This window comes from Myceligenerans cantabricum (genome assembly GCF_054777735.1).
Map to the genome: position 1 here is coordinate 191,469 of NZ_BAAHAJ010000014.1, position 25,760 is coordinate 217,228.

Below are 25,760 nucleotides of genomic sequence, written 5' to 3' on the forward strand. Positions count from 1 at the left end.
CGCCCGCGTGATCTGGATCGCCACGCGCAGTCGGTAGTGTTGGGGCATGTCCACCCCAGCGCCGGCCGGCGACCGACCCATGGGTCGCCCCGACGTGCCCACACCCCCGGGTGGGGCTCCGCTACGGGTGGACCCGTCACGCGCTGTCGCGGTACCGTCCGCGACCGCGCACCTCCCCGTCGTCGACGAGACCTCCGCGGGCGGGCTCGTGCTCCGCCGCACCCCGGAGGCCCCGCCCGGTTCCGCCGGGTTCGATGCCGCGGTCCTGCTGCGCCGCAACCGCAACGGACGGCTCGAATGGTGCCTCCCGAAGGGCCACCTCGAGGGCGAGGAGACGCCGGAGGAGGCCGCCATCCGCGAGATCGTGGAGGAGACCGGCATCCGCGGCTCGATCCAGCACGACCTCGGCGTCATCGACTACTGGTTCACGGGCGAGGACCGCCGCGTGCACAAGGTGGTGCACCACTTCCTCCTGCGTGCCGAGAGCGGCGACCTCACCGTGGAGAACGATCCCGACGGCGAGGCCGAGGACGCCGTCTGGATCGGCATGGACGACCTTCCTGGCAAGCTTTCCTACCCGAACGAGCAGCGACTGGCCGCCGTCGCCGCGGAGCGCCTGGGTTCGTCACCCGAGCTGCTCGCGGCCCTGCGATCCGGCATGTCCCACCTGGAGACACCAGACCACCCATGACGCAGCAGCACGGTGCCCCGCGACGCCCTACCCGCATCACCGCGGGAATTCTCACCGCGTGCCTCACGCTCCTGGGCGCCCCCCTGCCCCTGAGCACGGCATCCGCCGACGACGTCGGAGCGAGCCCGGTCTCGACGAGCCCGACCACCGGGTCCCGGGGCACGTCTCCCGCCACCACGACCGCCGTCGCCGCCAAGAACGGCGAGACCGACCCGGTCTCGGTCGACCTGCAGAAGATCTCCCCGACGGTCGCCCAGGCCGGCGACCAGGTGAAGGTCGCCGTGCGGGTCACGAACAACACCGACGCGGCACTGACCGGACTGGAGGCGCGGCTCGCCGTCAACGCCGTCGCACTCACGCAGCGCTCGGTCCTCTCCCAGTGGGAGTCCCTCGCCCTGGGCGACCGGGTCGGCGGCAGCGGCCCCGGCCCGAAGAACCTGGGCACGCTGCAGCCCGGCGACTCGAAGTCCGTGCAGCTCACCTTCCCCACCGCCACCTACACGCTGCAGGGCTGGGGCCCGCGCGAGCTGTCGGTCGAGGTCGGCGACGCGACGGGCCGGCGCGGTGTCCTGCGGACGTTCCTGATGTACGACGACGGTGTGGCGACCGCCCAGAATCCGATGCGGCTCACGGTCGCCGCCCCGGTGACGTCCGGGATCGTGGATCCCGCGGACCTCGAGGGCGCCCAGCTCCGGCTGGCGCAGGACGCCGCCGAAGAAGGCCGCCTCGACGAGATGCTCCGGGTCGCGCGCACCGGGATGGTCTCGCTCGCCGTGGATCCCAACGTGCTGGGCCTCGCGGGGTCCGCCGGGGACGAGGACCTGCGCGCCTGGGGCGAGGAGTTCCTCTCGGCCACCGAGGGGACCAGCACCTACGAGCTGCCCGCCTGGGACCCGGACATCGCCGCGCTGGCTCACGCCGACATCTCGCGGGGCCGCATGCGTGGTTTCCTCGACACGCCCGTCGTCGACGAGTGGGCGACGCCGAAGTGGTGGGGCAAGAACCTGGCATGGCCGGCGCGCGGCGTGGCGGACCGCACCACCGTCGCGGCCGGGACCTACGCCGACCGGCCGAACATGATCCTCGGCGGCGGGACGTTCGCCCCCACCTCGCTGGACGTCGCGAACGCCCGCGCGGACGTGCAGCTCCAGGACGGCACCGCGCGAACCGCCGTCGCTGACTCCGTCCTCAGCGACGTGTTCACCGGCGCGACCGACGTGGTGGAGGCGTACGACGCCGCCGCGGCGGCCGCCGCCGACTCCGGGGAGTCCGGGGAGTCCGGTACGGACGCTTCCGCGAGCCCTGCCGATCCCGCACCCGCGGGTGCCGCCGGGGCGCAGCGGATCCTCGCCGAGACCGCCGCGCTCGTCGCGCAGAACCCGGAGGCTCCGCCGCACGCCCTGATCGCCACCGACCGCGGGTGGTACCCGGACGCAGATGCCGTCGACACGGTCCTCGCAGCGCTGGACGCCGCCTCCTGGGTCGACCTCGCTCCCCTGGACCGCCTGCTGGAGGCGGACGCGCCCGCCGTCGAGCGCACGCCCCTGGAGGACGACAAGGTGACGAAGCGGGAGCTCGACGTCCACGAGGTGGGCCGCATCGACTGGATCCGCACCAAGATCATCGACTTCTCCTCCATCGCGGACGACCCCGCCGAGCTGCGCCGCAACTCGCTCCGGCACCTGGTCGCCCCGTTGTCGGTCGCCTACCGCACCGACGCCGAGCAGCGGCAGACAGCCGTCGAGGACGGCATCGCCTACACGCGGAAGCTGCTCGACGCCGTCACCGTCATCCCCCGCGAGGAGATCAACCTCATCTCGGACCGCGGAGACCTGCCGGTCCGCGTCCGCAACGGCCTGGACACGGCTGTGACCGTGACCGTCCTGCTGCGGCCCGACAGCCCGCGCCTGACCGTGTCGGGCCCGGTGAGCGGCACTGTTCCCTCGGGCAAGGAGATGGACCTGCCGATCCCCGTCGAGGCGATCGGGTCCGGCGACGTGACCGTGACGTCCCAGCTCCTGGCGCCGTCGGGCGTGCAGCTCGGTTCCGAGTCCTCGTTCGAGGTGCGGGTGCGCGCGGGATGGGAGGAAGTCGGCACCTGGATTGCCGCCGGGCTGGTCGGGCTACTGTTCCTGGCAGGAATCTGGCGTACCGTACGGCGCGGGCGCTCCCCGAACCGTGCCACGGTCGAGGACGTCGAGGCAGCAACCGGTGAGATCGAAGCCGCGACCGAGTCCACGGCCGACCTCGTTCCCTCACCGGCCGACGCCACGCAGCGGACGGACTGACATCCCGGGGCCTGGCCCCGGACGGACGGGAAGAGAACCCCACATGACCTCACAGGCCACCGGCAGCCGTGGACTAGGACGCAGCTCGCTGGTCATGGCGGCGGGGACGGCAGTCTCCCGGCTGGGCGGGCTCGTCCGGAACATGGTGATGGTCGCGATCATCGGCAGCACGGGGCTGGTCGCCGACGCGTTCGACGTCGCGAACAAGCTGCCCAACGTCCTCTTCGCGATCCTCGCGGGCGGCATGCTCAACGCGATCCTCGTGCCGCAGATCGTCCGCGCATTCCAGGCGAAGAACTCCCAGGAGCGGCTCGACAAGCTGCTCACGCTCTCGGGCGTGGGGATCCTCGCGCTGACCGCGGTCCTGACCGGGGCGTCGTCGATCATCGTCTGGCTGTACACGGACGGATGGACCCCGGAACAGCTCGCGCTGGGCACGATCTTCGCGTTCTGGTGCATCCCCCAGCTCTTCTTCTACGGCCTGTACACGCTGCTCGGGCAGGTGCTCAACGCCCGCGAGCAGTTCGGCCCGTACATGTGGGCGCCGGTCGCGAACAACATCATCTCCATCATCGGTTTCGGGCTCTTCTGGGTGATCTACGGGAGCGCGCCGGAAGGCGGCATCAACGACGTCAGCTCGTGGGACACGCCTCGCACCATCCTGCTCGCCGGTACCGCGACCCTCGGCATCGCCTCGCAGGCGCTCGTCCTCCTCGTCCCACTGATGCGGTCCGGGTTCACCTGGCGGTTCCGCCTCGGGTATCGCGGGATCGGGCTGCGCTCGGCCGGATCTGTGGTCGGCTGGACGTTCGCCGCCGTCGTGCTGGAGCAGCTCGGCGTCCTGTACCTGACGCGCGTCGCTTCCCGCAGCGGCGCGGAGAACGCGGTCACCGGCGAGCTCGCGAACGCGGCAGCCGGTAACGCCGCCTACACGCAGGCGCTGATGATCTACCTGCTCCCCCACTCCCTCGTCACGGTCTCGATCGCGACGGCCCTCTTCACGGGCCTGAGCAGGGCGGCGGCCAACGGCGAGACCGACAGGGTCCGCTCCGACCTCTCGCTCGGCATGCGCACCGTCGGGGTCTTCACGGTCTTCGCCACCGCCGCGTTCACGGTGCTGGCCGCGCCGCTCACGGCGATGATCGTGCCGACCGCGGGTGCGGAAGGTACCGCCGCGATCGCGCCCGTGCTCGTGGCGCTGTCGCTGGGCCTGATCCCGCTGGGCGCGATGGTCCTCATGAAGTGGGTCTACTTCGCCTACGAGGACGGCCGCGGCGTCTTCTGGATCACCGTGCCCGCGACCATCGCGCTGGTGCTCGGGCTGTTCGTCGCACAGCTCTGGCTCCCGAGCGAGCACTGGGTGGTCGCCGCCGGCGCCTCGTTCGCGCTCGCCAACTGGGTGACGTGCATCCTGCGCACGCGCGGGCTGCGCGGGATGCTCGACGGCCGGATGGACGGCCGCCGGATCCTGGTGCTGCACGTCCGGACGCTCCTGGCGGGGGTCCTGGCGGCGCTCGTGGGCTGGGCCCTCTACCAGTGGGTGGGTGGCTTCGGCGCGATCGACTTCGACCACGGTCTGTTCGGCACGCTCCTGAGCGGCCTGTGGATCAGCGGGCTGTGCGGCCTGACGATGCTCGTCGTGTACGTGGGGCTGCTCCGGGTGTTCCGCGTGCGTGAGCTCGACACCCTCCTGGTCCCGATCCGCCGGCGCCTCGGGCGCTGACGCCGGGGGCCCGCGGACTGCGGGCGCTCCCCCTGCCCGGCCTGTGCACGATCGGTCGTCGTGCACAGGCTGTGGATGAACCTTGCTGGATCGGCGGATTGTCGGCATTCCCGCGTAGCATGGGCGGGCAACAGCCCGCCGTCGTCGACGACGACGCTTCTGATCAGCAAGGGAGGCCAGAGTGAGCACGCCCGGACCCGGTGCCGTCCTCGTGGACCGCTACCGCCTGGGCTCCAAGCTCCGCTCCGACCTCGCCGCCGCGGACGTCTGGGAGGCACAGGATCAGGTGCTGGGCCGTCAGGTCCGGCTGACCCTGGTCTCCGACGGCTCGTGGGCCGCCGGCACGCTCGATGCCGCGCGCCGCGCCGCGGTGGTCTCGGAGCCACGGCTCACCCGCGTCCTGGACGTCGGCACCGCCGACGTCGGTTCCTACGTGGTGACGGAGCCCTACCCGGGCGAGACGCTCACCGAGATCGTGTCGCAGGGCCTCGTCGACGAGCAGCAGGCCCGGGCGATCGCCGGTGAGGTCGCGTCCGCGCTCGCCGTCGCGAACGCCCGCGGCGTGCACCACTGCGCGCTGCGGCCCGAGGCGATCCGCATCGAGCGGGACCGCGTGGTGGTCACCGGGCTCGGTCTCGACGGCGGCCTGGCCGGCACCGAGACGCTCGGTCAGGCGTCTGCCAGGTCGGATGCGCAGGGCTCGCTCGCCCTGTTCTACTACGCGATGACGGCGCGCTGGCCGGGCATCGACCTCGAGGCCGCCTGGATCACGAAGGACACCGTGATCCCGCTCCCCGCACGCCGGGACGACGACGGGGCGGTCGCCGCGCTGTCGACTCTCGTACCGCACGTCGACCCAGCGGTCGACGCCCTGATCAGCCGGACGTTCGCCGCGTCCGTCGAAGAGAACGCCCCCAAGACCCCGGACGACGTCGCCGCCACCCTCGAGCCGTGGGGCGAAGTCTCCGTCCTGGCGTCGTTGCCGGCGTTCGTCCAACGGGAACCAGAATCTACCGAGCCGTCGGTGCCCCCAGCGCCACCGGTCCGGAGGCCGGTCGTGACCGGCCGCATCGCCAGAGCCGAGGAGGCCCCCGCCATGTCATCAGTCCCTCCCGAGGGCGTACCCCCGGGGTACTCGCCCCACTCGCCCGTGCCGCCACCCCCGCCGGAGTACCAGGCGCAGCAGCAGACCGCCCAGCAGACTGCCTATCAGCAGCCTCCCCAGTACGCCCCGCAGCCGGGCTACGACCCGCAGCAGTACCCGGTGCAGCCGGGCTATGAGCAGCAGCAGTTCCCGCCGCAGGCGTACGACCCGCAGTACCCGGCAGCCCCCGGCGCGTACGCACCTCAGCCGGGTTACGAGCAGCAGTACTACGACCAGAACCAGGGATTCCCGACCCAGCCCGCGCCGAAGCGCGGTGGCGTGAACCCCACGCCGATCGTGCTCGGTGTCGTCGGCGTCGCCGTGGTCGCCGGCCTGATCTGGGCGATCGTGGCGATCCTGTCGCCGGCGGACGCCCCGCCGGTCGCCGGGTCCGACGCGACGAACAACGCCGAGACGGAAGAAGAGGGGGCGGGCGACAGCTCCGCCCCGGCGAAGGAGTCGCAGGCACCGGAGGCCCGGCCGGTGATCACCGGTTCCACGCTCGTGGCAGCCGACGGCGCCCCGGTCGACGGCGAGGAAGCCGATCATCCGGAGGCGGCGGCCCTCGTGTCCGACGGCGATCCGACGACGTTCTGGTTCACTCGCACCTACACCTCACCCGACTTCGGCGGGTACAAGGGCGGCACGGGCGTGGCCCTCGCGCTGCAGGAGTCCGCGGCCGTCTCGACCATCGAGCTGTCCACGAACAGCCAGGGCGGCAACGTGCAGATCCGGGCGACCACGCCCGAGGACCCGGCCGGGGGTCAGGTCGTCGCCGAGGGACCGGTCTCGTCGAGCACCACGTTCGACCTGGAAGAGCCGGTGGCGGGCAGCTCGTTCGTCATCTGGTTCACCGCGCTCCCGGAGTCGTCGCCGCTGGACGGGAACCCCGACCTGAAGTATCGGGTCGAGCTGAACGAGGTCACGCTGAGCTGACCTGCCACACATCCCGGCGAAGGGCCGTCCTGCAGGGGACGGCCCTTCGCCGTACCCGGCGCCGGCATATCGGATCGCGCGTTGCATTGATAAACTTCAATATGGACGGTGTCGAGCCTCACCCGCCCGGGGGGCAGGATCTTGCCGTCGGCTGGAACACTGGAAGCCCCATCCGTGTTGACCCGGGCGAGACTCGAGGAGATGACGTTGACCGAAGAGCAGACCATCCACGACGTGGTGATCATTGGTTCCGGCCCCGCCGGATACACCGCGGCCGTCTATGCCGCGCGCGCAGGCCTCGCCCCTGTCGTGCTCGCCGGCTCGGTGACGGCCGGCGGTGCCCTCATGAACACCACCGAGGTCGAGAACTTCCCCGGTTTCCCCGAGGCCGTCATGGGTCCCGACCTCATGGACAAGATGCGTGAGCAGGCCGAGCGGTTCGGCGCCCAGGTGATCTGGGACGACGTCGAGCAGGCGGAGCTCTCCGGGGACGTCAAGGTGCTCACCACCGGGCTGGGCGACGTGTACCGCGCGCGTTCCGTCATCCTCTCGACCGGCTCCGCGTACCGCGAGCTCGGGCTGCCCGACGAGAAGCGCCTTTCCGGTCGCGGCGTCTCCTGGTGCGCGACGTGCGACGGCTTCTTCTTCCGCGACCAGCACATCGTCGTCGTCGGCGGCGGGGACTCCGCGATGGAGGAGGCAACGTTCCTCACCCGCTTCGCGTCGAAGGTCACCGTGGTTCACCGCCGCAACGAGCTGCGCGCGTCGAAGATCATGGCCGACCGCGCGAAGAACGACCCGAAGATCGAGTTCGCATGGAACAGCGAGGTCATCGGGATCGACGGTGCGGACAAGGTCGAGTCCGTCTCGCTGCGCGACGTCCTGAGCGGCGTGCAGCGTGAGCTGGACGCGACCGGCCTGTTCGTCGCCATCGGGCACGAGCCTCGCACCGACCTCGTCAAGGGACAGGTCGAGCTCGACGAGAACGGCTACATCCTGGTCGAGGGTCGCTCCACGCGCACCAACCTGCCTGGCGTCTTCGCCAGCGGGGACGCCGTCGACCACATCTACCGGCAGGCGATCACGGCGGCCGGCACCGGCTGCGCCGCCGCGCTCGATGCGCAGGCGTACCTCGACACTCTGAACGACGCCCGTACCCCGGCCGCCTGACGGCCTCCGCAACGCAACACCCGATCACCCTGAGGAGCAGACCATGAGCACCGTCAAGGTCACCGACGACACCTTCAAGAGCGAGGTTCTCGAGTCCGACGTCCCCGTACTGGTGGACTTCTGGGCCACGTGGTGCGGCCCGTGCCGCATGGTCGCGCCGATCCTCGAGGAGCTGTCCGAGGAGTACGGCGGCAAGATCAAGATCGCGAAGCTCGACACCGACGAGAACCCCGAGACGATGATGGCGTACGGGATCCGCTCGATCCCGACCCTCAACGTCTACCAGGGCGGCGAGGTCGTGAAGTCGATCGTGGGCGCTCGCCCGAAGCGCGCGCTCGTTGAGGAGATCGACGGCGTCCTCACGTCGGCCGGCGCCGCCGAGGGCACCGCCTGACCGCACTCCGTGGCCTCGGACGAGGCAGTCTCGGACGAGCTGGAAGGCCCGGGTCCCGATCCAGAAGAGGATCGGGACCCGGGCCTTCGGCATTCCGCGTCGGCCTCTCGTGCCTCGCCGCACCGGGTGCGGCCCGGGGCACCGAACGGTCCCGCGCCGGAGTCCTGCGGAGCCCGCTCGGGTCCGCAGGCCGCGCTACTCGGAGTCTTCCGAGGTCTTCAGGAGACCTGGGTCTCCCGGGGACAGCACGCCGAGGATGCGGTTCAGGTCACCAACGTCCGAGAACTCGATCGTCATGCGTCCCTTGCTCTTGCCGAGCGCGACCTTCACGCGAGTCTCGAAGCGGTCGGACAGTCGTGTCGCGAGCTCGTCCATCGCCTCGGTGCGCGCTCCCGGCCGCAGCGGCTTGCGCGCCTTGCCGGCCTTGCCGGCACCGTCGGTCATCATGACGAGCTCTTCGGTCGCACGGACCGACAGACCTTCGGAGACGATGCGCTGAGCGACGCGCTCGATCTCCGCGCCGTCCGTGAGGCCGAGCAGTGCACGCGCGTGGCCTGCGCTCAGCACACCGGCAGCGACGCGACGCTGCACGAGCGGGGGCAGGCGGAGCAGTCGGAGCGTGTTCGAGATCTGCGGCCGGCTGCGCGCGATCCGCGTGGCCAGCTCCTCGTGGGTGCAGCCGAAGTCGTCGAGCAGCTGGCGGTAGGCCGCGGCCTCCTCCAGCGGGTTCAGCGCCGCGCGGTGCAGGTTCTCCAGGAGCGCGTCCCGGAGCATGTCGCCGTCCTCGGTGTCCCGGACGATCGCCGGGATCGCGTCGAGACCGGCCGCCTGGGTCGCACGCCAGCGGCGCTCACCCATGATGAGCTCGTAGGCCCCCGGCTCCTCCTTGTCCGGACGGACCACGATCGGCTGCAGCACGCCGATCTCCCGGATCGAGTCGACGAGCTCGTCGAGCTCGCCCTCGTCGAAGACCGTGCGCGGCTGCCAGGTGTTGGGGCGGATCGCCGCCGGGTCCAGCTCCGCGAACCGAGCGCCGGGGACGGGGACGAGCTCGGCCTCTGTTCCACGTGAAACATTCGCATCGTTGTTCCCGAAGAACGCCGTGTCGATGGCCGTCTCACCGGACGCGGCCTCACTCGCCACGGAGAGACGCCCGCTCGCGATCGCGGTGTCCCAGTTCTCTGCGCTGTGCCGGCCGTTGCCGCGATTCTTCGACTCACCGTTCGCGGCCGGGGAGACCGGATTTGACGGGATCGACGAGTCCGCCGACGCCGCTGCCGCGCCCGCAGTCGCCGCAGATGTTGCCGCTCCGGTCTCCCCCGCCGCCGACGACGCCGCGTCTGCGCCTTCCGGCGTCTCCGCAGGGCTCTCGGGTACTTCGACGGGCGCCGGCGTGCCTCCGGCCTCGTGCGCGGGCTCGTCCACGGTAGGCAGCGTCGCAACGGCCCCGCCCGCCATCGCGTCACCCTCTTCCCCCTCGGGGCCGGTGGGGATCAAGGCACCAAGGCCTCGGCCAAGCCCTCGCCTCTTTGCGCTCATCGGTTCTCCTCGTTGGTCTGCGCCGTCCGCCGGCCTTTCACGGGCCGCACGCGCTCCGCCCGGTTCAGGGCTGGGCCTCCTGCATCTGCTGCATCTGCGTCTGCCGGCGCGGACTGGATGCGCCCTGCCCGCGCTCGGCGAGCTCCCGTGCCGCCTCAAGGTACGCGAGGGCACCGGTCGACGTCGCGTCGTAGGTCATCACCGTCTGGCCGTAGCTCGGAGCCTCCGAGATTCGGACCGAGCGCGGGATCGTGGTACGGAAGGTCTCGGCCGGGAAGTGCGACCTGACTTCTCCCGCCACCTGCTGCGCAAGGTTGGTTCGGCCGTCGTACATGGTGAGCAGTATCGAAGACACCCGAAGCTCCGGGTTCAGGTGCGACCTGATCAGGTCGATCGTCTTCAGCAGCTGGCTCAGTCCCTCCAATGCGTAGTACTCGCACTGGATCGGGATGAACACCTCACGGCCACCCACGAACGCGTTGACGGTCAAGAGCCCGAGGCTCGGCGGGCAGTCGATCAGCACGTAGTCCATCTGAGGTTCGCCGGCGGCCTCGCGGTCGACGAGGAACCGGTCGACGGCCTTCCGAAGCCTTGTTTCACGTGAAACGAGAGAGACGAGCTCAATCTCGGAGCCAGACAGGTCGATCGTCGCGGGAACACCCCAGAGACTCTCGATGTCGGGGCACTGCTGGATCGTGTTCGCGAGGAGCTCGTCCTCGACAAGGATCTCGTAGACCGACGGGGTGCCCGCGCGGTGCTCGATGCCGAGCGCCGTGGACGCGTTGCCCTGTGGGTCGTTGTCGATCACGAGGACGTTGAGCCCGGACATCGCCAGGCCGGCTGCCAGATTCACCGTGGTCGTCGTCTTGCCGACGCCACCCTTCTGGTTCGCGACCGTGATGACGCGCGTGCGGGTGGGCCGGGGAAAGGTGCGACCCTGCAGTTCGATGCGGCGCCGGGCGTCCATCGCCAGCTGCGCTGCGAGGGGGGTGGATTCGTCGACGGCGGGAACCGAAGCGATCAGAGCCTCTCGGCGCTCATCATCGCCGCCGTACCCGCCATCCGTGGACTCTGGATTCGAGGGCACGCCGTCCTCGAACGTTTCACGTGAAACGCCCGGGACTTGGAGCCCTTGCACAAAGATCGGATCGGTCACGTTGACACTGTAATCCGTGGACGTGTCGCTGTGACCGGACTCGCATGAAGTTTCTACAACATCGCCTGAAGTGCCCGACTGATCTCGGCCGCCGTACTCGTCGGCCTCGTCCGGCGTCACCCGGACCGCGGTCACCTCCGCGGCTTCCTCCAGCGCGGCAGCCATGTTCACGATATTCGTGGACTCCCCCGCGCCTGTTCCTCCCGTCAGCGCCACCTCGTCCCCCTCGTCGTCGCCCGTACCATGTCCGTCCGACTCCCTCGCGCCTCCGTCGTCCTGTCCGGACCTCACCTCACAGGCGCCGCCCTGCTGCTCCTGCTCTCCGCTCGCACCGCGCGCATCGTCCTTCTCAGCAAGGTCCCGCCCGCCCGAGTCCCCGCGCTCGTCCTGCTCGCCACCGGGACCGGGGACGGCTGACTCGTCGATCTGTGCGCCCGGGACGCCCCGCCGCTCATCGCCAAGGGGTGTCTCGCGGGGGGCCGCCCGGGCAACCCCGGACTCCTCCTCGACCACCGCCCGCATCGGGCCGGCCGCTGCCGCTGCCCGCTCCGCAGTACTGAGCGTCCCGGTACTGAGCGTCCCGGTACCGAGCGTCCCGGTACCGAGGGAGAACCTGGAGAGCTCTACCGTCCCTGGAAGCCTTCCGGGTGGAGGTGGAGCAGCCGCCGGTACCTCGTTCGGCTCCCACGCGGCGCCCGGGTCGTCGAGGCGGCCCGGCTCGGTCGCGACGATCGATTCGGAACCACTCGCACCGCGGGCCACGGCCGAACTCACTCGGGGGGCATCCGTGTTCGCGGAATCGACGGCGCGCGGCGGCCGTCGCCGACCGAACAGCTTCTTGAACCATCCCCGGAGTGAGACCACGCACTCACGCTAAGCAGTCCGGTGCCCCACCCTGCCCCGAAACGCCGACGCCGACAAACACCGATAACACCTGGCAGCCTGTTTCACGTGAAACGTCCGCGCGCGGCGCTCCGATCACCCGAGGCGCTTCATGCGGTCCAGCACGCCAGCCACTCCGTCGAAAGTAGCTCGCCACTCTTCAGGCGCCAGCACCACGATGACTTCGTCCGCACCCGCCAGTGCGTACCTCTCAGCGATCTCGACGACGCCCGCCCCGCCGGTGACACGATCGGGGCGAATCTGCAGCGTCCGCCGAATCGACCCCGGATCACGGTCCACCTCCAGGCAGTGGGCGTCGAGGACGGCCGAGAGTTCTGCAAACCTCTCGGGCGACTCCCCAGTGCAGTTCCACGCGTCCGCATACTTGGCTGCGATGCGAAGAGTCCGTTTCGGCCCGCCCCCCCGATCCAGATCGGTGGATGTGGTCGCTGGACCGGCTTCGGCTCCGCGACAGCGTCCCGCACCTGGTAGTGCTCGCCGTCGAGCGTCGTCCGTTCCTCGCTCCAGAGGGACCGGATCACGCGGAGCGATTCCTCCCAGCGATCCATCCGCTCTCGAACCGGGGGCAGCTCAAGTCCGAACATCTCGTGCTCTCGCTCGTTCCACCCGGCACCGATCCCGAACTCCAGCCGCCCATCGGACAGGTGGTCCACGGTCACGGCCAACTTCGCCAGCATCCCGGGGTGCCGGTAGGTGTTCCCAGAAACCATGCATCCGATGCGCACGCGAGAGGTCTCTCGAGCCATCGCTGCCAGCATCGCCCAGGCGTCGAAGATCGTCCCGCTCTCGCCGGGTCCGAACGCCATGAGGTGGTCCATGTTCCACACCGAGTGGAACTCGGCCTGGTCGGCCAACCTCCAGAATGCGACGAGGTCGTCGACCCCGACGTTCTGAGTCAGCTTGATCCCCACACGAAGCGCCATGCTGAGACTCTCCCGTGCGCCCTCCCGATGCGCAACCCTCCCCCGAGCATGCCGCTTCTCGCTGCCGGACTCTCCACGTGCTGCGCCATCGACCGAGCAACGCCGTCTCCGTTTCACGTGAAACGCGCCTCGACCCGTTTCACGTGAAACAGGCCTCAGCGAGCCTCCGGACCCGGTCCCTTCCCGGACCGGGTCCTACCCACCGGGATCACGCTCCGCTGATGAACCTCGCTGATGAACCTCTGAACCTCGCACCCAGCGACAGCAGGAAGCCCGCCGTCGCCGCGACCTCGCCCACTGATCCCGCCCTCCAGAGGGATGCAACGAGACCATCTCCCCATCGACATCGGGATGATCAGCCCGGCGTCATGCATCCCGATCGCCATCGAGCGGAGCGCCACGACGTTGGCCCGCCCCCTCAGGCCGAGGCGGACCGCGCCCGCCCGGGTTAATCCCTTCGGCTCCCGCCCTCCCGCCCTGGCGACCCGGCACGACAGTGCACCCCGTGCCGGCCGCTGAGCCTGGCCTGCCGAGACGTGAACGAGCGCGAGCTGGCCGGGACGGTCACCGCAGCCTTCATCCCTGGCTCACGTGATCCCTGTTTCACGTGAAACGAGTCCGCCGCCTTACTTCTGTCGCCGAAGCCGCAGCACGGTCGTCGTCTCCACACCAGGGACCGTCTCCCCCGGCAGGACCTCGGGCTCTCCCGCGCCGAACTTCCGCAGCACCTTCCGCGCCCCCGCGAACTCGTCCCGCGCGTTCCGCCCCTTCAGCAGAACCATCTCTCCACCCACTCGGACCAGCGGCATCGAGACTCGCACGAGCTTCGACAACGCCCCCACCGCCCGCGAGGTCACGGCGTCGGTCTCGAACGCGCCGTCGTACTCCTCCGCTCGCCCTCGCTTCACCACCACGTTCGACAGCTCGAGCTCCTCTGCCACCTCCGTCAGCCAGATGACCCGCCGCTCCATCGGCTCGACGAGAAACACCTCCGCGTCCGGACGCATGATCGCCACGACCACTCCCGGAAGACCCGCACCGGACCCGACGTCCGCCACCGAGGAGGCGCCCGCCAGGTACGGCACAACCGCGGCCGAGTTCAAGATGTGCCGCTCCCACAGCCTGGGCACCTCCCGCGGGCCGATCAGCCCGCGGAGCTCACCCTGGTCCATGAGCAGCCGCGCGTAGGCCCGCACCGTCTCGTACCGCTCCCCGAAGTACTCCCGCACCGCTTCGCTCTCGCCGAGGGTGTCCGCGTCCAGCGCCTGTTCGTCCATGTTCTCCACGCACTCAGTCTCCATCACTCCGCTCGGCCCCGTGCACTGCGGGCGCGACGAACACTGCGGGCGCGACATCGGTGACCATCCCCGCGGAGAACTACCCGGGAATGACCGAGGGCTGGTGCCCATCTGCGCACCAGCCCTCGGTCATGCACCGCCCGGCCCACCGGCCGGCGTCGTATCACTCCACGGCACCGGCTGCTTCCGCCGGCGCCTCGGACACGGAGTCCGCAGCGGCGGCGGACTCCCTGGTGTCCCCGGCATCCGTCACGGTGTCCGTCGTACCACCGGCCGCCGCATCACTCGCCGGACGGTCGGCCGCAGCCACCGCGACGCCTTGCTCCGTCTCCGTATCCGTCTCCCCAGTCACGGTCTCCGCGGTCACGGGGTGGATCACGACATACCGGCGCGGTTCCTCACCCTCGGAGTCGCTGATGAGGCCGGCCTCGGCGACGACGTCGTGCACCACCTTGCGCTCGAAGGCGTTGAGCGGGTCGAGCGACACGCGGTCACCGGTCTCCCGGACCTCTGCGACGGCGGCCTCACCAAGCTTCACGAGCTCGGCGCGGCGTTCCGCGCGAAAGCCCCCGATGTCGAGCATCAGCCGGGACCGCTCCCCCGTCCTCACCTGGACGGCCAGCCGGGTGAGCTCCTGGAGCGCATCGAGGACCTCGCCGTCCCGGCCTACCAGAGGCTTGAGCTCGTCACCGCCCTCCTCGGACAGCACCTCGACGGCGGCCCGGCCGAAGCGGATGTCGAGGTCGATGTCGCCATCGAGATCGGCGATGTCGAGCAGCTCCTCGAGGTAGTCGGCCGCGATCTCGCCCTCTTCCTCGAGGCGGGCAGTACGGTCGCCGGGTTCGGCCGCGCCGACAGTGGACTCGCTCATCGCACTCCTCCTACTTCTTCTTCCGCTTGCCGGACGGCGCGCCGCCGGCTGTCTTGGTCTTCGTCTTCGCCTTGGCCTGCGTGCTCGCGGTCGGCGTGCCGTTGGCGTCGGCCTTCGCCGAAGCGTCCGAGCCGGCGGCCGGGCCCGACCCGGATGCCGCATCCGGCGAGCTCTCCGCCGCATCGCCGTCGCCCGACGAGTCCTCGGCCGGCGCCGACTGCGCCACCGCCGCCGCCTCACGGGGCGCGCCCTTGCGGCGGTCCTTGCGCTTCGGCTGAACCCGCTGGCCGCGAGGCTTCGGCTCGAGCACCTCGACGACCTCCTCGGGGATCGGCTCGCCGCGCTTGAGGGCCCGCTCCTTGGTCTTGCGCGCCTTGCGCTCCTGCATCTCCTTCTCGGCGCGCGAGCCGGGAGCCGGCATCCGCTTGATCGTGTAGTACTGCTGGCCCATGGACCACAGGTTCGTGACCGTCCAGTAGATCAGGACACCGACCGGGAAGTTCACGCCCGAGATCATGAAGATGACCGGCAGCATGTAGAGCATGATCTTCTGGGTCTGCGCCATCGGACCCTCAAGCGCCGCCGGCGGCATGTTCTTCATGGTCAGCTGGCGCTGTGTGAAGAAGGTCGTGGCCGACATCGCGATGATCAGGCACGCGATGACGATCTTCGACGTGACCGAGGAGTCCTGCATGAAGATGTCGGACAGGTGCGCGCCGAACAACGTCGACTGCTCGATGTCCGAGGCGACCTCCTGCGAGATCGGCGTCAGCGGTTCGCTCTGGCCGTCAGCGATCGGCTTGAGCCCTCGCAGCACACTGAACAGCGCGAAGAAGATCGGCGACTGCAGCAGCAGCGGCATGCAGGAGGCGAACGGGTTCGTCCCGTGCTTCTTGTACAAGTCCATCGTCTCGCGGGTCATCGCCTCGCGGGACGCAGGGTCGGTCTTGCCCTTGTACTTCTTCTGCACGGCCTGCAGCTCGGGCTGCATCATCTGCATCCCGCGCGACGCCTTGATCTGCTTGAAGAACAGCGGGATCAGCAGGATGCGCATCACGATCACCAACATCACGATCGCGAGCACCCATGCGATGCCTGGGCCGTCCGGCAGTCCGAGGAACGTGAACAGCTCGTGCGAGCCGACCATGATCCAGGACACGCCTTGCTTCAGCCAGACCCAGAGGAAAAAGTCACTCATCGGTCTCAGTCACTCCTGATTGTTGCGGAAGTCGGGGGCTGGGTGCCGGTGCCGCTGCCCGGCGCCCGCGCGGGACGGCCCTCGGCCGTCGTCGTACGCGGACCAGTTGCACGAGCGGTGCTCAGTGCGTGTGCGGCTCAGCGTGCACGGCCGCGTCGTCCTGAGGGGCGTGTGCCCGACGACGGTCGCGCGCGGGCGGGACATCATCGACCCCGCCCAGGCTCCAGGGGTTGCAGCGCAGCAGCCGCCAGAGCGCGAGACCCAGCCCGCGGAGAGCGCCGTGACGGCGCAGCGCGATCACGGCATACCTCGAGCACGACGGATAGTACTTGCAGGTGGGACCGCTCATCGGCGAGATGAAGGCCTGGTACACCCGGATCATCCCCACCAGCACGATCACGGGGATGTCGCCGAGACGTCCGCCCGACGACTCGGGACGGAGTGCCGCGATCCGGAAACCATCGGTCCAGGAGGTCATGCTGGGGTCCCGCCGTTCGTGGGGTTCGTCGGCTCCAGCTCCGGGCCGGCCTGGCCGGCACTCGTGCCGGCCCTCGTCTCCGCCAACGGTCGCCCGGCCCCGCGGGTTCCCCGCGCTGCCTTCTTGATCGCGCGGGTCAGGCACGCACCCAGGTCCTCGTCGAGGTCCTGGTACGAGGCAGCGGCCGACGACGGGAGTGCCCGCACCACGACGCACGCTCCCCCGGGCAGGTCGGCGACACGGCCTGCGGCGGACGCCCGGATGCGTCGCTTCACCGCGTTGCGGCGCACCGCGTTGCCGACGGCCTTGGAAACGACAAGACCGACCTGTGGTGGGTTCTCCTTGCCGTCACCAGTGCTGGTGAGGAGGTGAACCACCAAGGTCGGTCGTCCTGCACGCGTGCCGCGGCGCACCGTCCGTTCGAAGTCGACGGAACGGCGCAGTCGGTGCGCCGCTGGCAGCACGATCAGGCGGAGAGCTTGGCGCGGCCCTTGCCGCGCCGGTTGGCGAGGATCGCGCGGCCGGCGCGGGTCCGCATGCGCAGACGGAAGCCGTGCGTCTTGGCACGACGGCGGGTGTTCGGCTGGAAAGTCCGCTTGCTCACGAGGTACTCCTGGAAGACGTCGGGAAGGGCACAGCCTGTCCTCGACGAGACGAGTCGATGCAGGGGCGAGTGCCGATGCAGGGTTGGTTCTTGCGGTCCGTGCCGACGAAGTGCCGACACCAACCGGGCTGCCGACCCGAGGCCCGGTCCCGCAGCCCGGCTCATCACCGGCAGCGGGCGCGCGAAAGTACCTGGAACGGCTGTCTGACGTTACGCTTCCGGGCCGCCTCCGGTCAAACGCGCCCGGGGCTCCGACGGTGTCGCGCCGACCACAGGTGCGCTGCGCACAGCGGCACGACGGAGAGCGTGAGGCTGGCTGTGATAACCCTGGTCCACAGTATCCACAACCTGTGGACAACTGTGTGGACGGTGCCTCATCATGGCAGACTCCGAGAAGTCCCCACGCGACGAGGAAGCCCTCGGGCGGGACGGGCCTTCCACCCGAGATCCAGCGAAAGTCTCGCGCCTCCGCGCAACGCCGACCCGTAAGGAAAGACCGTGGCCGACCCGGACGACAACCTCGCCGATGTCTGGGCAAAGGTGCTGAACACGCTCGGGGCTCGTCCCGACATGAGCCCGCGGCAGCTGGCCTTCATCCGGCTGGCGAAGCCGATGGCCGTCGTCCACGACATGTTCTTCATCGCGGTTCCTCACGAGCAGACCCGCGCCTACCTCGAGACCGCGGTCCGCGACGAGCTCTCGTCGGCGGTGTCCGAGGCGCTCGGTCGCGACGTGCGCTTCGGCATCACCGTCGACCCCGAGCTGAGCAGCTCGGCACTCGCCGGCCCTTCGCAGATCTCGCACGCACCGACCAGTCTCACGGACGAGGCCCCCGAGCCGACCGAGGCGCAGATGCCCGTCGCTCCCCAGCCGGCACCGAAGCCGTCCGGCGAGCCGACGCGGCTCAACCCGAAGTACATCTTCGAGACCTTCGTCATCGGCTCGTCCAACCGGTTCGCCCACGCCGCGGCGGTCGCAGTCGCCGAGGCACCGGCCAAGGCCTACAACCCCCTGTTCATCTACGGGGACTCGGGACTGGGCAAGACCCACCTGCTGCACGCGATCGGGCACTACGTCCACAACCTGTATCCCCACATCCGCGTGCGCTACGTGAACTCCGAGGAGTTCACCAACGACTTCATCAACAGCATCGGCGAGGGCAAGGCCGGCTCGTTCCAGCGCCGGTACCGCGACGTCGACGTGCTCCTCATCGACGACATCCAGTTCCTGCAGGGCAAGGAACAGACGATGGAGGAGTTCTTCCACACCTTCAACGCGCTCCACAACGCCAACAAGCAGGTAGTCATCACGTCCGACCTGCCGCCGAAGCAGCTCAGCGGCTTCGAGGACCGGCTCCGTTCCCGCTTCGAGTGGGGCCTGATCACCGACGTCCAGCCGCCCGACCTCGAGACCCGGATCGCGATCCTCCGCAAGAAGGCAGCGTCCGAGCACCTGGACGTTCCCGACGAGGTCCTCTCCTACATCGGCTCGCGCATCTCCACGAATATCCGCGAGCTCGAGGGGGCGCTCATCCGCGTCACCGCATTCGCCAACCTCAACCGGCAGTCCGTCGACCTCACCCTCGCCGAGATCGTCCTCAAGGACCTGATCACCGACGACGACGACACGGCGGAGATCACGCCGGCGGTGGTCATCGCGCAGACCGCCGCGTACTTCGGGCTCCCGATCGACGACCTCTGCGGAACGTCGCGCTCGCGTGTCCTGGTCACCGCGCGCCAGATCGCCATGTACCTCTGCCGCGAGCTGACCGAGCTGTCTCTGCCGAAGATCGGCCAGCAGTTCGGCGGCCGCGACCACACCACCGTGATGCACGCGAACAAGAAGATCGCCGGGCAGATGGCCGAACGGCGATCCACCTACAACCAGGTCACCGAGCTCACCGCGCGGATCAAGCAGCAGCACCGCGTGTCCTGACGCATCTCCTGGTATCTCACGCGTTCACCGAACGCTGCTTCGCGCCATCTTCTACCCACATGGTGCACCTGCCTGTGCACCCTCCTGTGCACAGGCCCTGGCCTGCAGTGATGCCGATCCGGCACGCCTCTGTCCACATCTCCACAGGCCTGTGGATAGCGATGTGGACAACTTCGCCCCTGTGGATAAGGCTGCATCCACAGCTTTGTGCACAGCCAGAACCGCAGGATCTCGCGGTCGTCTACCCTCTATCCCCAGGGCTGTGGACAGAACCTGTGTACGACGGCGGTTCAGGGCAGCACATGGGCGAACACCCCTGTGGACGAACCTGTGGAAGACGTGTGGACAACTCCCCAAAACCTGTGGGCGGCGAAGCCCGAACTGTGGATGGCCTGTGGGTAAAAATCGGCCGTCCACATGTGCCCCTAGTTTTCCCACAGTTCGGTCCACAAGCTGTCCACAGCACAACACCAAGGCTGACCTGCGGAAACCAGGGTTATCCCCAGTATCCACAACCCCTACTACGACGACTACTGATATTGAAGAAGGGGAAATCAACACGCCTTCATCAGGCTGAGCGGCCCGCACCAACCTGTTCGAACATTAGTGCTAAGTCGTGCTCGAGGGCAAGCAAGTGTCCACAGAGCCCCGATCCCCGTCGTCAACGTCAGTGACCTCGCGTAGGCTCTGGCAAGTACGGAACGAGGCTCTGCGAGGGAGATGCACCGAATGAAGTTCAGGGTCGAGCGTGACGTGCTGGCGGACGCCGTCACCTGGACAGCTCGCACGCTTCCGACACGACCCCCGGCACCGGTCCTCGCCGGTGTGCGCATGGAGGCAGACGCCTCAGGCATCCTCAACCTCGCAAGCTTCGACTACGAGACGTCCGCCCGTTCCGAGGTCGCCGCAGAGGTCTCCGAGCCGGGCACGGTCCTTGTGTCGGGCCGGCTGCTCGCGGAGATCTCCCGGGCGCTGCCGAGCAAGCCCGTGGACGTCGCGCTCGAAGGCAGCAAGGTCGTCGTCACCTGTGGAGCGAGCCGCTTCACGCTGCTGACGATGCCGGTCGAGGAGTACCCCGCGCTGCCCGCCATGCCGGAGCTCAGCGGGACGGTCCCCGGTGAAGCCCTCACGGCCGCCGTCGCTCAGGTGACCGTGGCCGCGAGCCGTGACGACACGCTGCCCCTCCTCACCGGAGTCCGCGTGGAGATCCAGGACGAGAAGATCACTCTGCTGGCCACGGACAGGTACCGGCTGGCGCTGCGCGAGCTGACCTGGACGCCCGCGACGCCCGGGTTCTCCGCGGTCGCGCTCGTCCGGGCGCGCACGCTCAACGACGTGGCGCGCTCCCTGGGTGCCGGCGGTGGCGCCGTGAACGTCGGGTTGTCCACAGGTACCGGTGTCGATCTGGTCGGCTTCGAAGCCGGCGGCCGCCACACGACCTCCCAGCTCGTCGACGGCGACTACCCGCCGGTCCGGCGGCTCTTCCCGGACAGCTCGCCGATCCACGCCGTCGTCGCGACCGCGCCGCTCATCGACGCGGCCAAGCGAGTGAGCCTCGTCGCCGAGCGGAACACGCCGATCCGCCTCTCGTTCAGCGAGGGCCAGGTCGTGCTCGATGCCGGTCAAGGGGACGACGCACAGGCGTCCGAGGCCCTGGAGGCCGTGCTCGCCGGCGAGGACATCGCTGTCGCGTTCAACCCGCAGTACCTGCTGGACGGTCTGGGCGCCCTCGGCACCGACTTCGTCCGCCTCTCGTTCACGCACCCGAACAAACCGGTCGAGTTCACCGGGCAGGACTCGCTCGACGGCGAGGACGACTCGACCTACCGTTACCTGCTCGTCCCGATCCGCTTCACGGGCTGAGCTCCGCGCCGGGTGACCGCGCGCCCCTCGCGCGCCCCGGCGTCGTGCGCCGTGCCTGTGGAGAACTTTTCTGGAGGAAAACATGGTCAGCCACATCGGCCTGGTCGGTCTCGGCAAGATGGGCAACAACATGCGTGAGCGGCTCCGCCGCTCCGACATCGACGTCACGGGGTTCGACCCCCGGCCGGAGGTCTCGGACGTCGCGACACTCACCGACCTCGTTGCTGCGCTGCCGTCGCCGCGCATCGTGTGGGTCATGGTCCCGGCCGGCGGCCCGACCCGCGGCGTGGTCGACGAGCTGGGCGGGCTGCTCTCCGAGGGCGACATCGTCGTCGAAGGCGGCAACTCGCACTACGTGGAGGACCAGGAGCGCGCCGCCGAGCTCGCCGAGCGCGGCATCGGGTACGTGGACTGCGGCGTCTCCGGCGGGGTGTGGGGCCTGGACAACGGATACGGGCTCATGTGCGGTGGCGAGGCCGCCCACGTCAAGACCGTCATGCCCGTGTTCGACGCGCTGCGTCCCGAGGGCCCGCGCGAGGAGGGCTTCGTGCACGCGGGGTCGGTCGGCGCCGGCCACTTCGCGAAGATGGTCCACAACGGCATCGAGTACGGCCTCATGCAGGCCTACGCCGAGGGATACGAGCTCCTTGCCGCGAAGAAGGACGTCGTCACCGACGTGCACGGCACGATGAAGGCGTGGCAGCGCGGCACCGTGGTCCGCTCGTGGCTGCTCGAACTGATGGTCAAGGCCCTCGAGGAGGACCCGGGGCTGGCCGACCTCGACGACTGGGTCGACGACTCGGGCGAGGGGCGCTGGACCATCGACGAAGGAGTGGACAACGCGGTTCCGCTGCCGGTGATCTCGGCCGCGCTGTTCGCCCGGTTCGCCTCGCGCCAGGAGTCCTCCCCGGCGATGCGCGCGGTCGCGGCGCTGCGGCAGCAGTTCGGTGGCCACGCGGTGAAGAAGGCCGAGTAGACCGCTGTTCGTCTCGCACCTGAGCCTCCACGACTTCCGCTCGTACGCGAGCGTCGACGTGGAGCTCGAACCCGGGGTCACCGCGTTCGTCGGGGCCAACGGCCAGGGCAAGACCAACCTTGTCGAGGCGGTGGGATATGTGGCCACCCTCGGCTCGCACCGCGTCGCGTCCGACACTCCGTTGATCCGTGCGGGGGCGACGCGCGCGGTCGTGCGTACGCGCGTCGTGCGGGGTGACCGGGCGAGCACGATCGAGCTGGAGATCACCCAGGGCAAGTCGAACCGGGCGCGGATCAATCGCGGCCAGCCCGGCCGGGCTCGTGACGTCCTCGGGATCCTGCGCACGGTGCTGTTCGCGCCCGAGGACCTCGCCCTGGTCAAGGGCGACCCGGACGGCCGGCGCCGGTTCCTGGACCAGCTCATCGTGCAGATGGTCCCCCGGCTCTCGGCCGTCTTCTCCGACTACGACCGGGTGCTGAAGCAACGGTCGGCACTGCTCAAGTCGGCGCGCGCCGTTCGGCGTTCCGGCGGTGCCGACCCGGCGGCCCTGGCGACGCTCGAGGTCTGGGACGGCCGGCTCGTGGAGCTCGGCGCCGAGATCGTGTCGCTCCGGCTCCAGCTCGTCGAGGCGCTTCGGCCGGTCGTCGGGGCGGCCTACGAGGCCGTCAGCGAGGGCAAGGGCGAGGCGCATCTGGAGTACCGTTCGTCATCCACACAGCCTGTGGATAACTTTCGGGAAGGACGCTCCTCCGAGGGCTCGGTCTCCGGTGGATCGGGCGCCCCGCCGACGGTGTCGGACCGGTTAACTTCCGGGTCCGGATCGCCGTCGGACGCCTCTGCGGGCGCTTCCCCGGAAGGGCCGGTCGGCGACGACACCGACCCCGCCTCGGTGCCGCGCATCCGGGAGCAGATGACCGCCGCGCTCGCCGAGGTGCGGCAGCAGGAGCTCGACCGGGGGGTGAGCCTGGTCGGCCCGCATCGCGACGATCTGCTGCTCACCCTCGGCGGTCTGCCGGTGAAGGGATACGCGAGTCACGGGGAGTCGTGGTCCTTCGCTCTGGCCCTCAGATTGGCGTCATTCTGGCTGTTGGGAGGGGTTGCGGGGTTCGGCGGACCCCCGCCGTCGGCCCCCGCGTTCTGGGATCCGGACCACGGTACGGACGCGGATCCCGTCCTCATCCTCGACGACGTGTTCGCGGAGCTCGATACCCGCCGTCGGGAGCGTCTGGCGGAGCTCGTGCTGCCTGCCCGGCAGGTGCTCGTCACGGCCGCGGTGCCCGAGGACGTGCCCGCATCGCTCAGCGGAGCGAGGTTTCACGTGGAACCAGGAGTGGTCACCCGTGAGTGACGAGAGGGTGTCGCGGGTGCGAACCGACGACGACTCCGGGAGCCGCCGGGAGGGCCCCCACACCCCCGAAAGTTATCCACAGAAAGCTGTGGACAACGGTGCGGAACCTACCGGTACGGACGACGTCGTCGAGCTGTCCGTGACACCGCCCGAAGAGGTCGCGCGAGCCGCTCTGAACCGCGCCAAGGCGGCCGCTCGGGCGAAGGGACTCCGGCCCGGTTCGCCCGCCCGACGATCCCCGCTCGCCGAGCCGCGCAAGGAGACGAAGGGGCCGAACGCGCGCGACCCACAGTTGCTGGGCTCGGTGGTCGGCCGCTTGCTGTGGGAGAAGGGCTGGACGCAGGACGTCTCGGTCGGGGGCGTCGTCGGACGGTGGCGGGAAGTGGTCGGCGACGACGTCGCGGAGCACTGCACACCCGTCACGTTCGAGGACAAGGTGCTGGTGGTGCGGGCCGACTCGACCGCCTGGGCGACGCAGCTGCGGCTGCTCGTGCCGAACCTGCTGCGGCGCATGGCCGAGGAGATCGGCGAGGGCGTCGTCGAGGAGGTGTCGGTGCTGGGGCCGGCGGGACCTGGCTTCCGCCGCGGGCCGAGGTCGGTCCGGGGACCGGGCCCACGCGACACCTGGGGCTGACGGGCGAGCGGTACGGCCGCGGGGAGTGGCGCCGGCCGGGCCAGGGGCGGCGACGCCTCAGCCGGAGCGCCCGGGGCGAGCCAGGTCAGGCCACCGGCGGAGTAGCACGGGACAGCGGTACTCGGCCGGACCGACGGCACTCGGCCGGAGCGTCCCGGGACAGCGAGAGGGCCCGCCCGGATGACCGGACGGGCCCTGCACGCTGCTACCTGCTACGACCTGCTGTGGGGTCGTGTCAGTTCCTGGCCATCCGCTTGCGGGCCACGACGAGCGCGACACCGCCGCCGACCAGCAGGAGGGCGAAGGCCGCGGCGCCACCGACGGTGGCACCGGTGGCGGCGAGGACCGGGCCCTCAGGCTCCTCCTCGGCGACCGGCGTCGAGGGCTCCGGCGACGGTGCAGCCTCGGTGGGCTCCGACGGGGAGGGCTCGGGGGTCGGGGCCTCCTCGCACTCCTCCTCGACGAGCAGCAGGTCGGCCGGGAACAGCGCCGAACCGTCCTCCTGCGGCATCCAGGCGCCGAGGTCCTCGATCCACTCGTAGTTGTCCGAGGCGAGCGCGGCGACGACGCCGGCATCGTTCTTGGAGTAGGTGAGAGCGTCGGTGTTCTCGGGGACGACCACGTCCTCCATGGTCACCGCGCAGCCGGCGACGACCTCCGGAGTCGCGGGCGAGGCAACCTCCTTGCTGGGCGGCTCGGCACAGGCCTCGACGGTGCCGTCGTCGGCGTAGTCGTACTTGTCGTTGTCGTACGCATCCACGGTGACCGACCACGTGTGGTCGACCGTGTCGTCCTCGAACGGGTAGTGCTTGACGAAGTCGCTCCAGTTGTTGTTTCCACCGGGGAACTCCGTCGACTCGGCGACCTCGCCGTCGATGACGACCTCGATCGAACCGCCTCGGTACGACTTGAAGTCGACGTTGAGGCCGCTGCAGTCGGCGTTGGCGTTGGGGATGTGGGCAGATGCTGCGGGGGCCATGGCGACCATCCCACCGAGCATGACAGCGGTGAGAGCACCGCCGGCGAGAAACTTCTTCACGGTGTCATCCTTCAAAGTTGCGAACATGATGCTGGGGGGCGCATACGAGGGTCGTGTGGGATTAGACCAGAAACCCGCCGAAAAAGGAAATAGTCCCCAGGGCTCAATCATTTGGTGACTGTCTCCACACCGTGCCATGACTGATTGCGGATGATATGCCCGGCGCAGTACAGAAAAGAAGGAGGCGGGTGCCCGACGTCGGGCACCTGACCTCGCTCACATGACCTGCGGTCATGGAACGTCAGCCGTGGAGCGTCCTGCACCGCAGCCCCAGGAGCACGCCGCGCCATGCTGTTCCACTCGGCGTAGAAGCAGCCGCCCGTGACGCCGTGGTCACGGGCAGGGCGACGTCGCCGTACGTCATACCGCAGGAGTCGACGGCCGGCTCGACGCGGAAGCAGCCGAGAGTGAGGTTCGGGTCCCTCCCGGCGAGCGTCCGCTCTACGGCGACAGCACCGCGCCGCTCACGGCCGGCCCGGCACCGGCCAGCACTGCCCATGTCTTCTTCGTCACATGCTCCTCGGGCCTCTCGCAGCGCGTCCGGGGCGGTCCGCGCTCACAACTGCGTGAATCTAAGCAGCATCTAAGCCCCTCAAATACCATATTTCATTCGATAAGCGCATCACAATCTGGTAACCACACGTATTTC

General features: G+C 69.5%; 20 protein-coding genes and 1 pseudogene. 11 read left to right on the forward strand and 10 right to left on the reverse strand.

Annotation, left to right across the window (positions count from 1 at the left end; genetic code table 11):
- Positions 1–46: 46 nt before the first annotated feature.
- From ACYU96_RS19670 to trxA, 6 genes are all read left to right on the forward strand, one after another.
- Positions 47–691: an NUDIX hydrolase gene (locus ACYU96_RS19670; RefSeq protein ID WP_460757524.1), complete on the forward strand. Its 645-nt coding sequence runs from the start codon at positions 47–49 to the stop codon at positions 689–691.
- Positions 688–2,979: a DUF6049 family protein gene (locus ACYU96_RS19675; protein ID WP_460757527.1), complete on the forward strand. Its 2,292-nt coding sequence runs from the start codon at positions 688–690 to the stop codon at positions 2,977–2,979. Before ACYU96_RS19670 ends, ACYU96_RS19675 begins: the two co-directional genes overlap by 4 nt.
- A 43-nt stretch (positions 2,980–3,022) precedes the next feature.
- A complete protein-coding gene (gene murJ, locus ACYU96_RS19680; protein WP_460757530.1) occupies positions 3,023–4,702 on the forward strand; it encodes a murein biosynthesis integral membrane protein MurJ in 1,680 nt (559 codons plus the stop codon).
- Positions 4,703–4,883: 181 nt separating this feature from the next.
- A complete protein-coding gene (locus tag ACYU96_RS19685; protein WP_460757533.1) occupies positions 4,884–6,782 on the forward strand; it encodes a hypothetical protein in 1,899 nt (632 codons plus the stop codon).
- A 201-nt stretch (positions 6,783–6,983) separates the two neighbouring features.
- Positions 6,984–7,952 carry a thioredoxin-disulfide reductase gene (gene trxB, locus ACYU96_RS19690; protein WP_460757536.1) on the forward strand — a complete coding sequence of 323 codons (969 nt, stop codon included), beginning with the start codon at positions 6,984–6,986 and terminating at the stop codon, positions 7,950–7,952.
- 43 nt (positions 7,953–7,995) lie between these two features.
- Positions 7,996–8,346 carry a thioredoxin gene (gene trxA, locus ACYU96_RS19695; protein WP_460757539.1) on the forward strand — a complete coding sequence of 117 codons (351 nt, stop codon included), beginning with the start codon at positions 7,996–7,998 and terminating at the stop codon, positions 8,344–8,346.
- Positions 8,347–8,541: 195 nt separating this feature from the next.
- Here the strand turns inward: trxA and ACYU96_RS19700 are convergent, their stop codons facing one another.
- The 9 genes and pseudogenes from ACYU96_RS19700 to rpmH form a co-directional block, all read right to left on the reverse strand.
- Positions 8,542–9,885 carry a ParB/RepB/Spo0J family partition protein gene (locus ACYU96_RS19700; RefSeq protein WP_460757542.1) on the reverse strand — a complete coding sequence of 448 codons (1,344 nt, stop codon included), beginning with the start codon at positions 9,883–9,885 and terminating at the stop codon, positions 8,542–8,544.
- Between the two features lie 64 nt (positions 9,886–9,949).
- Positions 9,950–11,905, reverse strand: a complete 1,956-nt coding sequence (locus ACYU96_RS19705) for a ParA family protein (protein WP_460757545.1) — start codon at positions 11,903–11,905, stop codon at positions 9,950–9,952.
- 128 nt (positions 11,906–12,033) lie between these two features.
- Positions 12,034–12,867: an LLM class flavin-dependent oxidoreductase gene (locus ACYU96_RS19710; RefSeq protein ID WP_460757548.1), complete on the reverse strand. Its 834-nt coding sequence runs from the start codon at positions 12,865–12,867 to the stop codon at positions 12,034–12,036.
- A 626-nt stretch (positions 12,868–13,493) separates the two neighbouring features.
- Entirely contained in the window at positions 13,494–14,144 is a 651-nt protein-coding gene (gene rsmG, locus ACYU96_RS19715) for a 16S rRNA (guanine(527)-N(7))-methyltransferase RsmG (protein WP_460757669.1), read from the reverse strand.
- A gap of 388 nt (positions 14,145–14,532) precedes the next feature.
- Positions 14,533–15,036: pseudogene (locus ACYU96_RS19720) on the reverse strand (Jag family protein); the annotation flags it as partial.
- 10 nt (positions 15,037–15,046) lie between these two features.
- The gene (yidC, locus tag ACYU96_RS19725; RefSeq protein WP_460757551.1) at positions 15,047–16,234 is read right to left on the reverse strand and encodes a membrane protein insertase YidC; all 1,188 of its coding nucleotides are present in this window, start codon (positions 16,232–16,234) and stop codon (positions 15,047–15,049) included.
- A gap of 121 nt (positions 16,235–16,355) precedes the next feature.
- The gene (gene yidD, locus ACYU96_RS19730) at positions 16,356–16,616 is read right to left on the reverse strand and encodes a membrane protein insertion efficiency factor YidD (RefSeq protein ID WP_460757672.1); all 261 of its coding nucleotides are present in this window, start codon (positions 16,614–16,616) and stop codon (positions 16,356–16,358) included.
- 92 nt (positions 16,617–16,708) lie between these two features.
- Positions 16,709–17,176, reverse strand: a complete 468-nt coding sequence (rnpA, locus tag ACYU96_RS19735; protein WP_460757554.1) for a ribonuclease P protein component — start codon at positions 17,174–17,176, stop codon at positions 16,709–16,711.
- Positions 17,177–17,178: 2 nt separating this feature from the next.
- Positions 17,179–17,316 carry a 50S ribosomal protein L34 gene (gene rpmH, locus ACYU96_RS19740; RefSeq protein ID WP_460757556.1) on the reverse strand — a complete coding sequence of 46 codons (138 nt, stop codon included), beginning with the start codon at positions 17,314–17,316 and terminating at the stop codon, positions 17,179–17,181.
- Positions 17,317–17,814: 498 nt separating this feature from the next.
- Between rpmH and dnaA the strand changes: the two genes are divergently transcribed.
- The 5 genes from dnaA to ACYU96_RS19765 all read left to right on the forward strand — a co-directional run bounded on the left by dnaA (position 17,815) and on the right by ACYU96_RS19765 (position 24,072).
- Positions 17,815–19,251, forward strand: coding sequence for a chromosomal replication initiator protein DnaA (dnaA, locus tag ACYU96_RS19745; RefSeq protein WP_460757559.1), 1,437 nt, complete (start codon positions 17,815–17,817; stop codon positions 19,249–19,251).
- Positions 19,252–19,980: 729 nt separating this feature from the next.
- Positions 19,981–21,114: a DNA polymerase III subunit beta gene (dnaN, locus tag ACYU96_RS19750; RefSeq protein WP_460757561.1), complete on the forward strand. Its 1,134-nt coding sequence runs from the start codon at positions 19,981–19,983 to the stop codon at positions 21,112–21,114.
- 82 nt (positions 21,115–21,196) lie between these two features.
- Complete coding sequence (gene gnd, locus ACYU96_RS19755; RefSeq protein WP_460757563.1) at positions 21,197–22,090, forward strand: phosphogluconate dehydrogenase (NAD(+)-dependent, decarboxylating); 894 nt, start codon at positions 21,197–21,199, stop codon at positions 22,088–22,090.
- 4 nt (positions 22,091–22,094) lie between these two features.
- Entirely contained in the window at positions 22,095–23,438 is a 1,344-nt protein-coding gene (recF, locus tag ACYU96_RS19760; protein ID WP_460757675.1) for a DNA replication/repair protein RecF, read from the forward strand.
- Entirely contained in the window at positions 23,431–24,072 is a 642-nt protein-coding gene (locus tag ACYU96_RS19765) for a DciA family protein (protein ID WP_460757566.1), read from the forward strand. The genes recF and ACYU96_RS19765 overlap by 8 nt, the downstream gene beginning before the upstream one ends.
- Before the next feature lie 235 nt (positions 24,073–24,307).
- Here ACYU96_RS19765 and ACYU96_RS19770 read toward each other — a convergent pair whose 3' ends face one another.
- Positions 24,308–25,111 (reverse strand): hypothetical protein, encoded by an 804-nt coding sequence (locus tag ACYU96_RS19770; protein WP_460757568.1) that lies wholly within the window; start codon positions 25,109–25,111, stop codon positions 24,308–24,310.
- Between the last annotated feature and the right edge of the window lie 649 nt (positions 25,112–25,760).

Coding starts and splice junctions, on each gene's coding strand:
- trxB (WP_460757536.1), top strand. CDS start 6,984: ATGACGTTGACCGAAGAGCAGACCATCCACGACGTGGTGATCATTGGT.
- trxA (WP_460757539.1), top strand. CDS start 7,996: ATGAGCACCGTCAAGGTCACCGACGACACCTTCAAGAGCGAGGTTCTC.
- murJ (WP_460757530.1), top strand. CDS start 3,023: ATGACCTCACAGGCCACCGGCAGCCGTGGACTAGGACGCAGCTCGCTG.
- ACYU96_RS19710 (WP_460757548.1), bottom strand. CDS start 12,867: ATGGCGCTTCGTGTGGGGATCAAGCTGACTCAGAACGTCGGGGTCGAC.
- yidC (WP_460757551.1), bottom strand. CDS start 16,234: ATGAGTGACTTTTTCCTCTGGGTCTGGCTGAAGCAAGGCGTGTCCTGG.
- dnaN (WP_460757561.1), top strand. CDS start 19,981: ATGAAGTTCAGGGTCGAGCGTGACGTGCTGGCGGACGCCGTCACCTGG.
- ACYU96_RS19670 (WP_460757524.1), top strand. CDS start 47: ATGTCCACCCCAGCGCCGGCCGGCGACCGACCCATGGGTCGCCCCGAC.
- gnd (WP_460757563.1), top strand. CDS start 21,197: ATGGTCAGCCACATCGGCCTGGTCGGTCTCGGCAAGATGGGCAACAAC.
- ACYU96_RS19675 (WP_460757527.1), top strand. CDS start 688: ATGACGCAGCAGCACGGTGCCCCGCGACGCCCTACCCGCATCACCGCG.
- yidD (WP_460757672.1), bottom strand. CDS start 16,616: ATGATCCGGGTGTACCAGGCCTTCATCTCGCCGATGAGCGGTCCCACC.
- ACYU96_RS19700 (WP_460757542.1), bottom strand. CDS start 9,885: ATGAGCGCAAAGAGGCGAGGGCTTGGCCGAGGCCTTGGTGCCTTGATC.
- rsmG (WP_460757669.1), bottom strand. CDS start 14,144: ATGGACGAACAGGCGCTGGACGCGGACACCCTCGGCGAGAGCGAAGCG.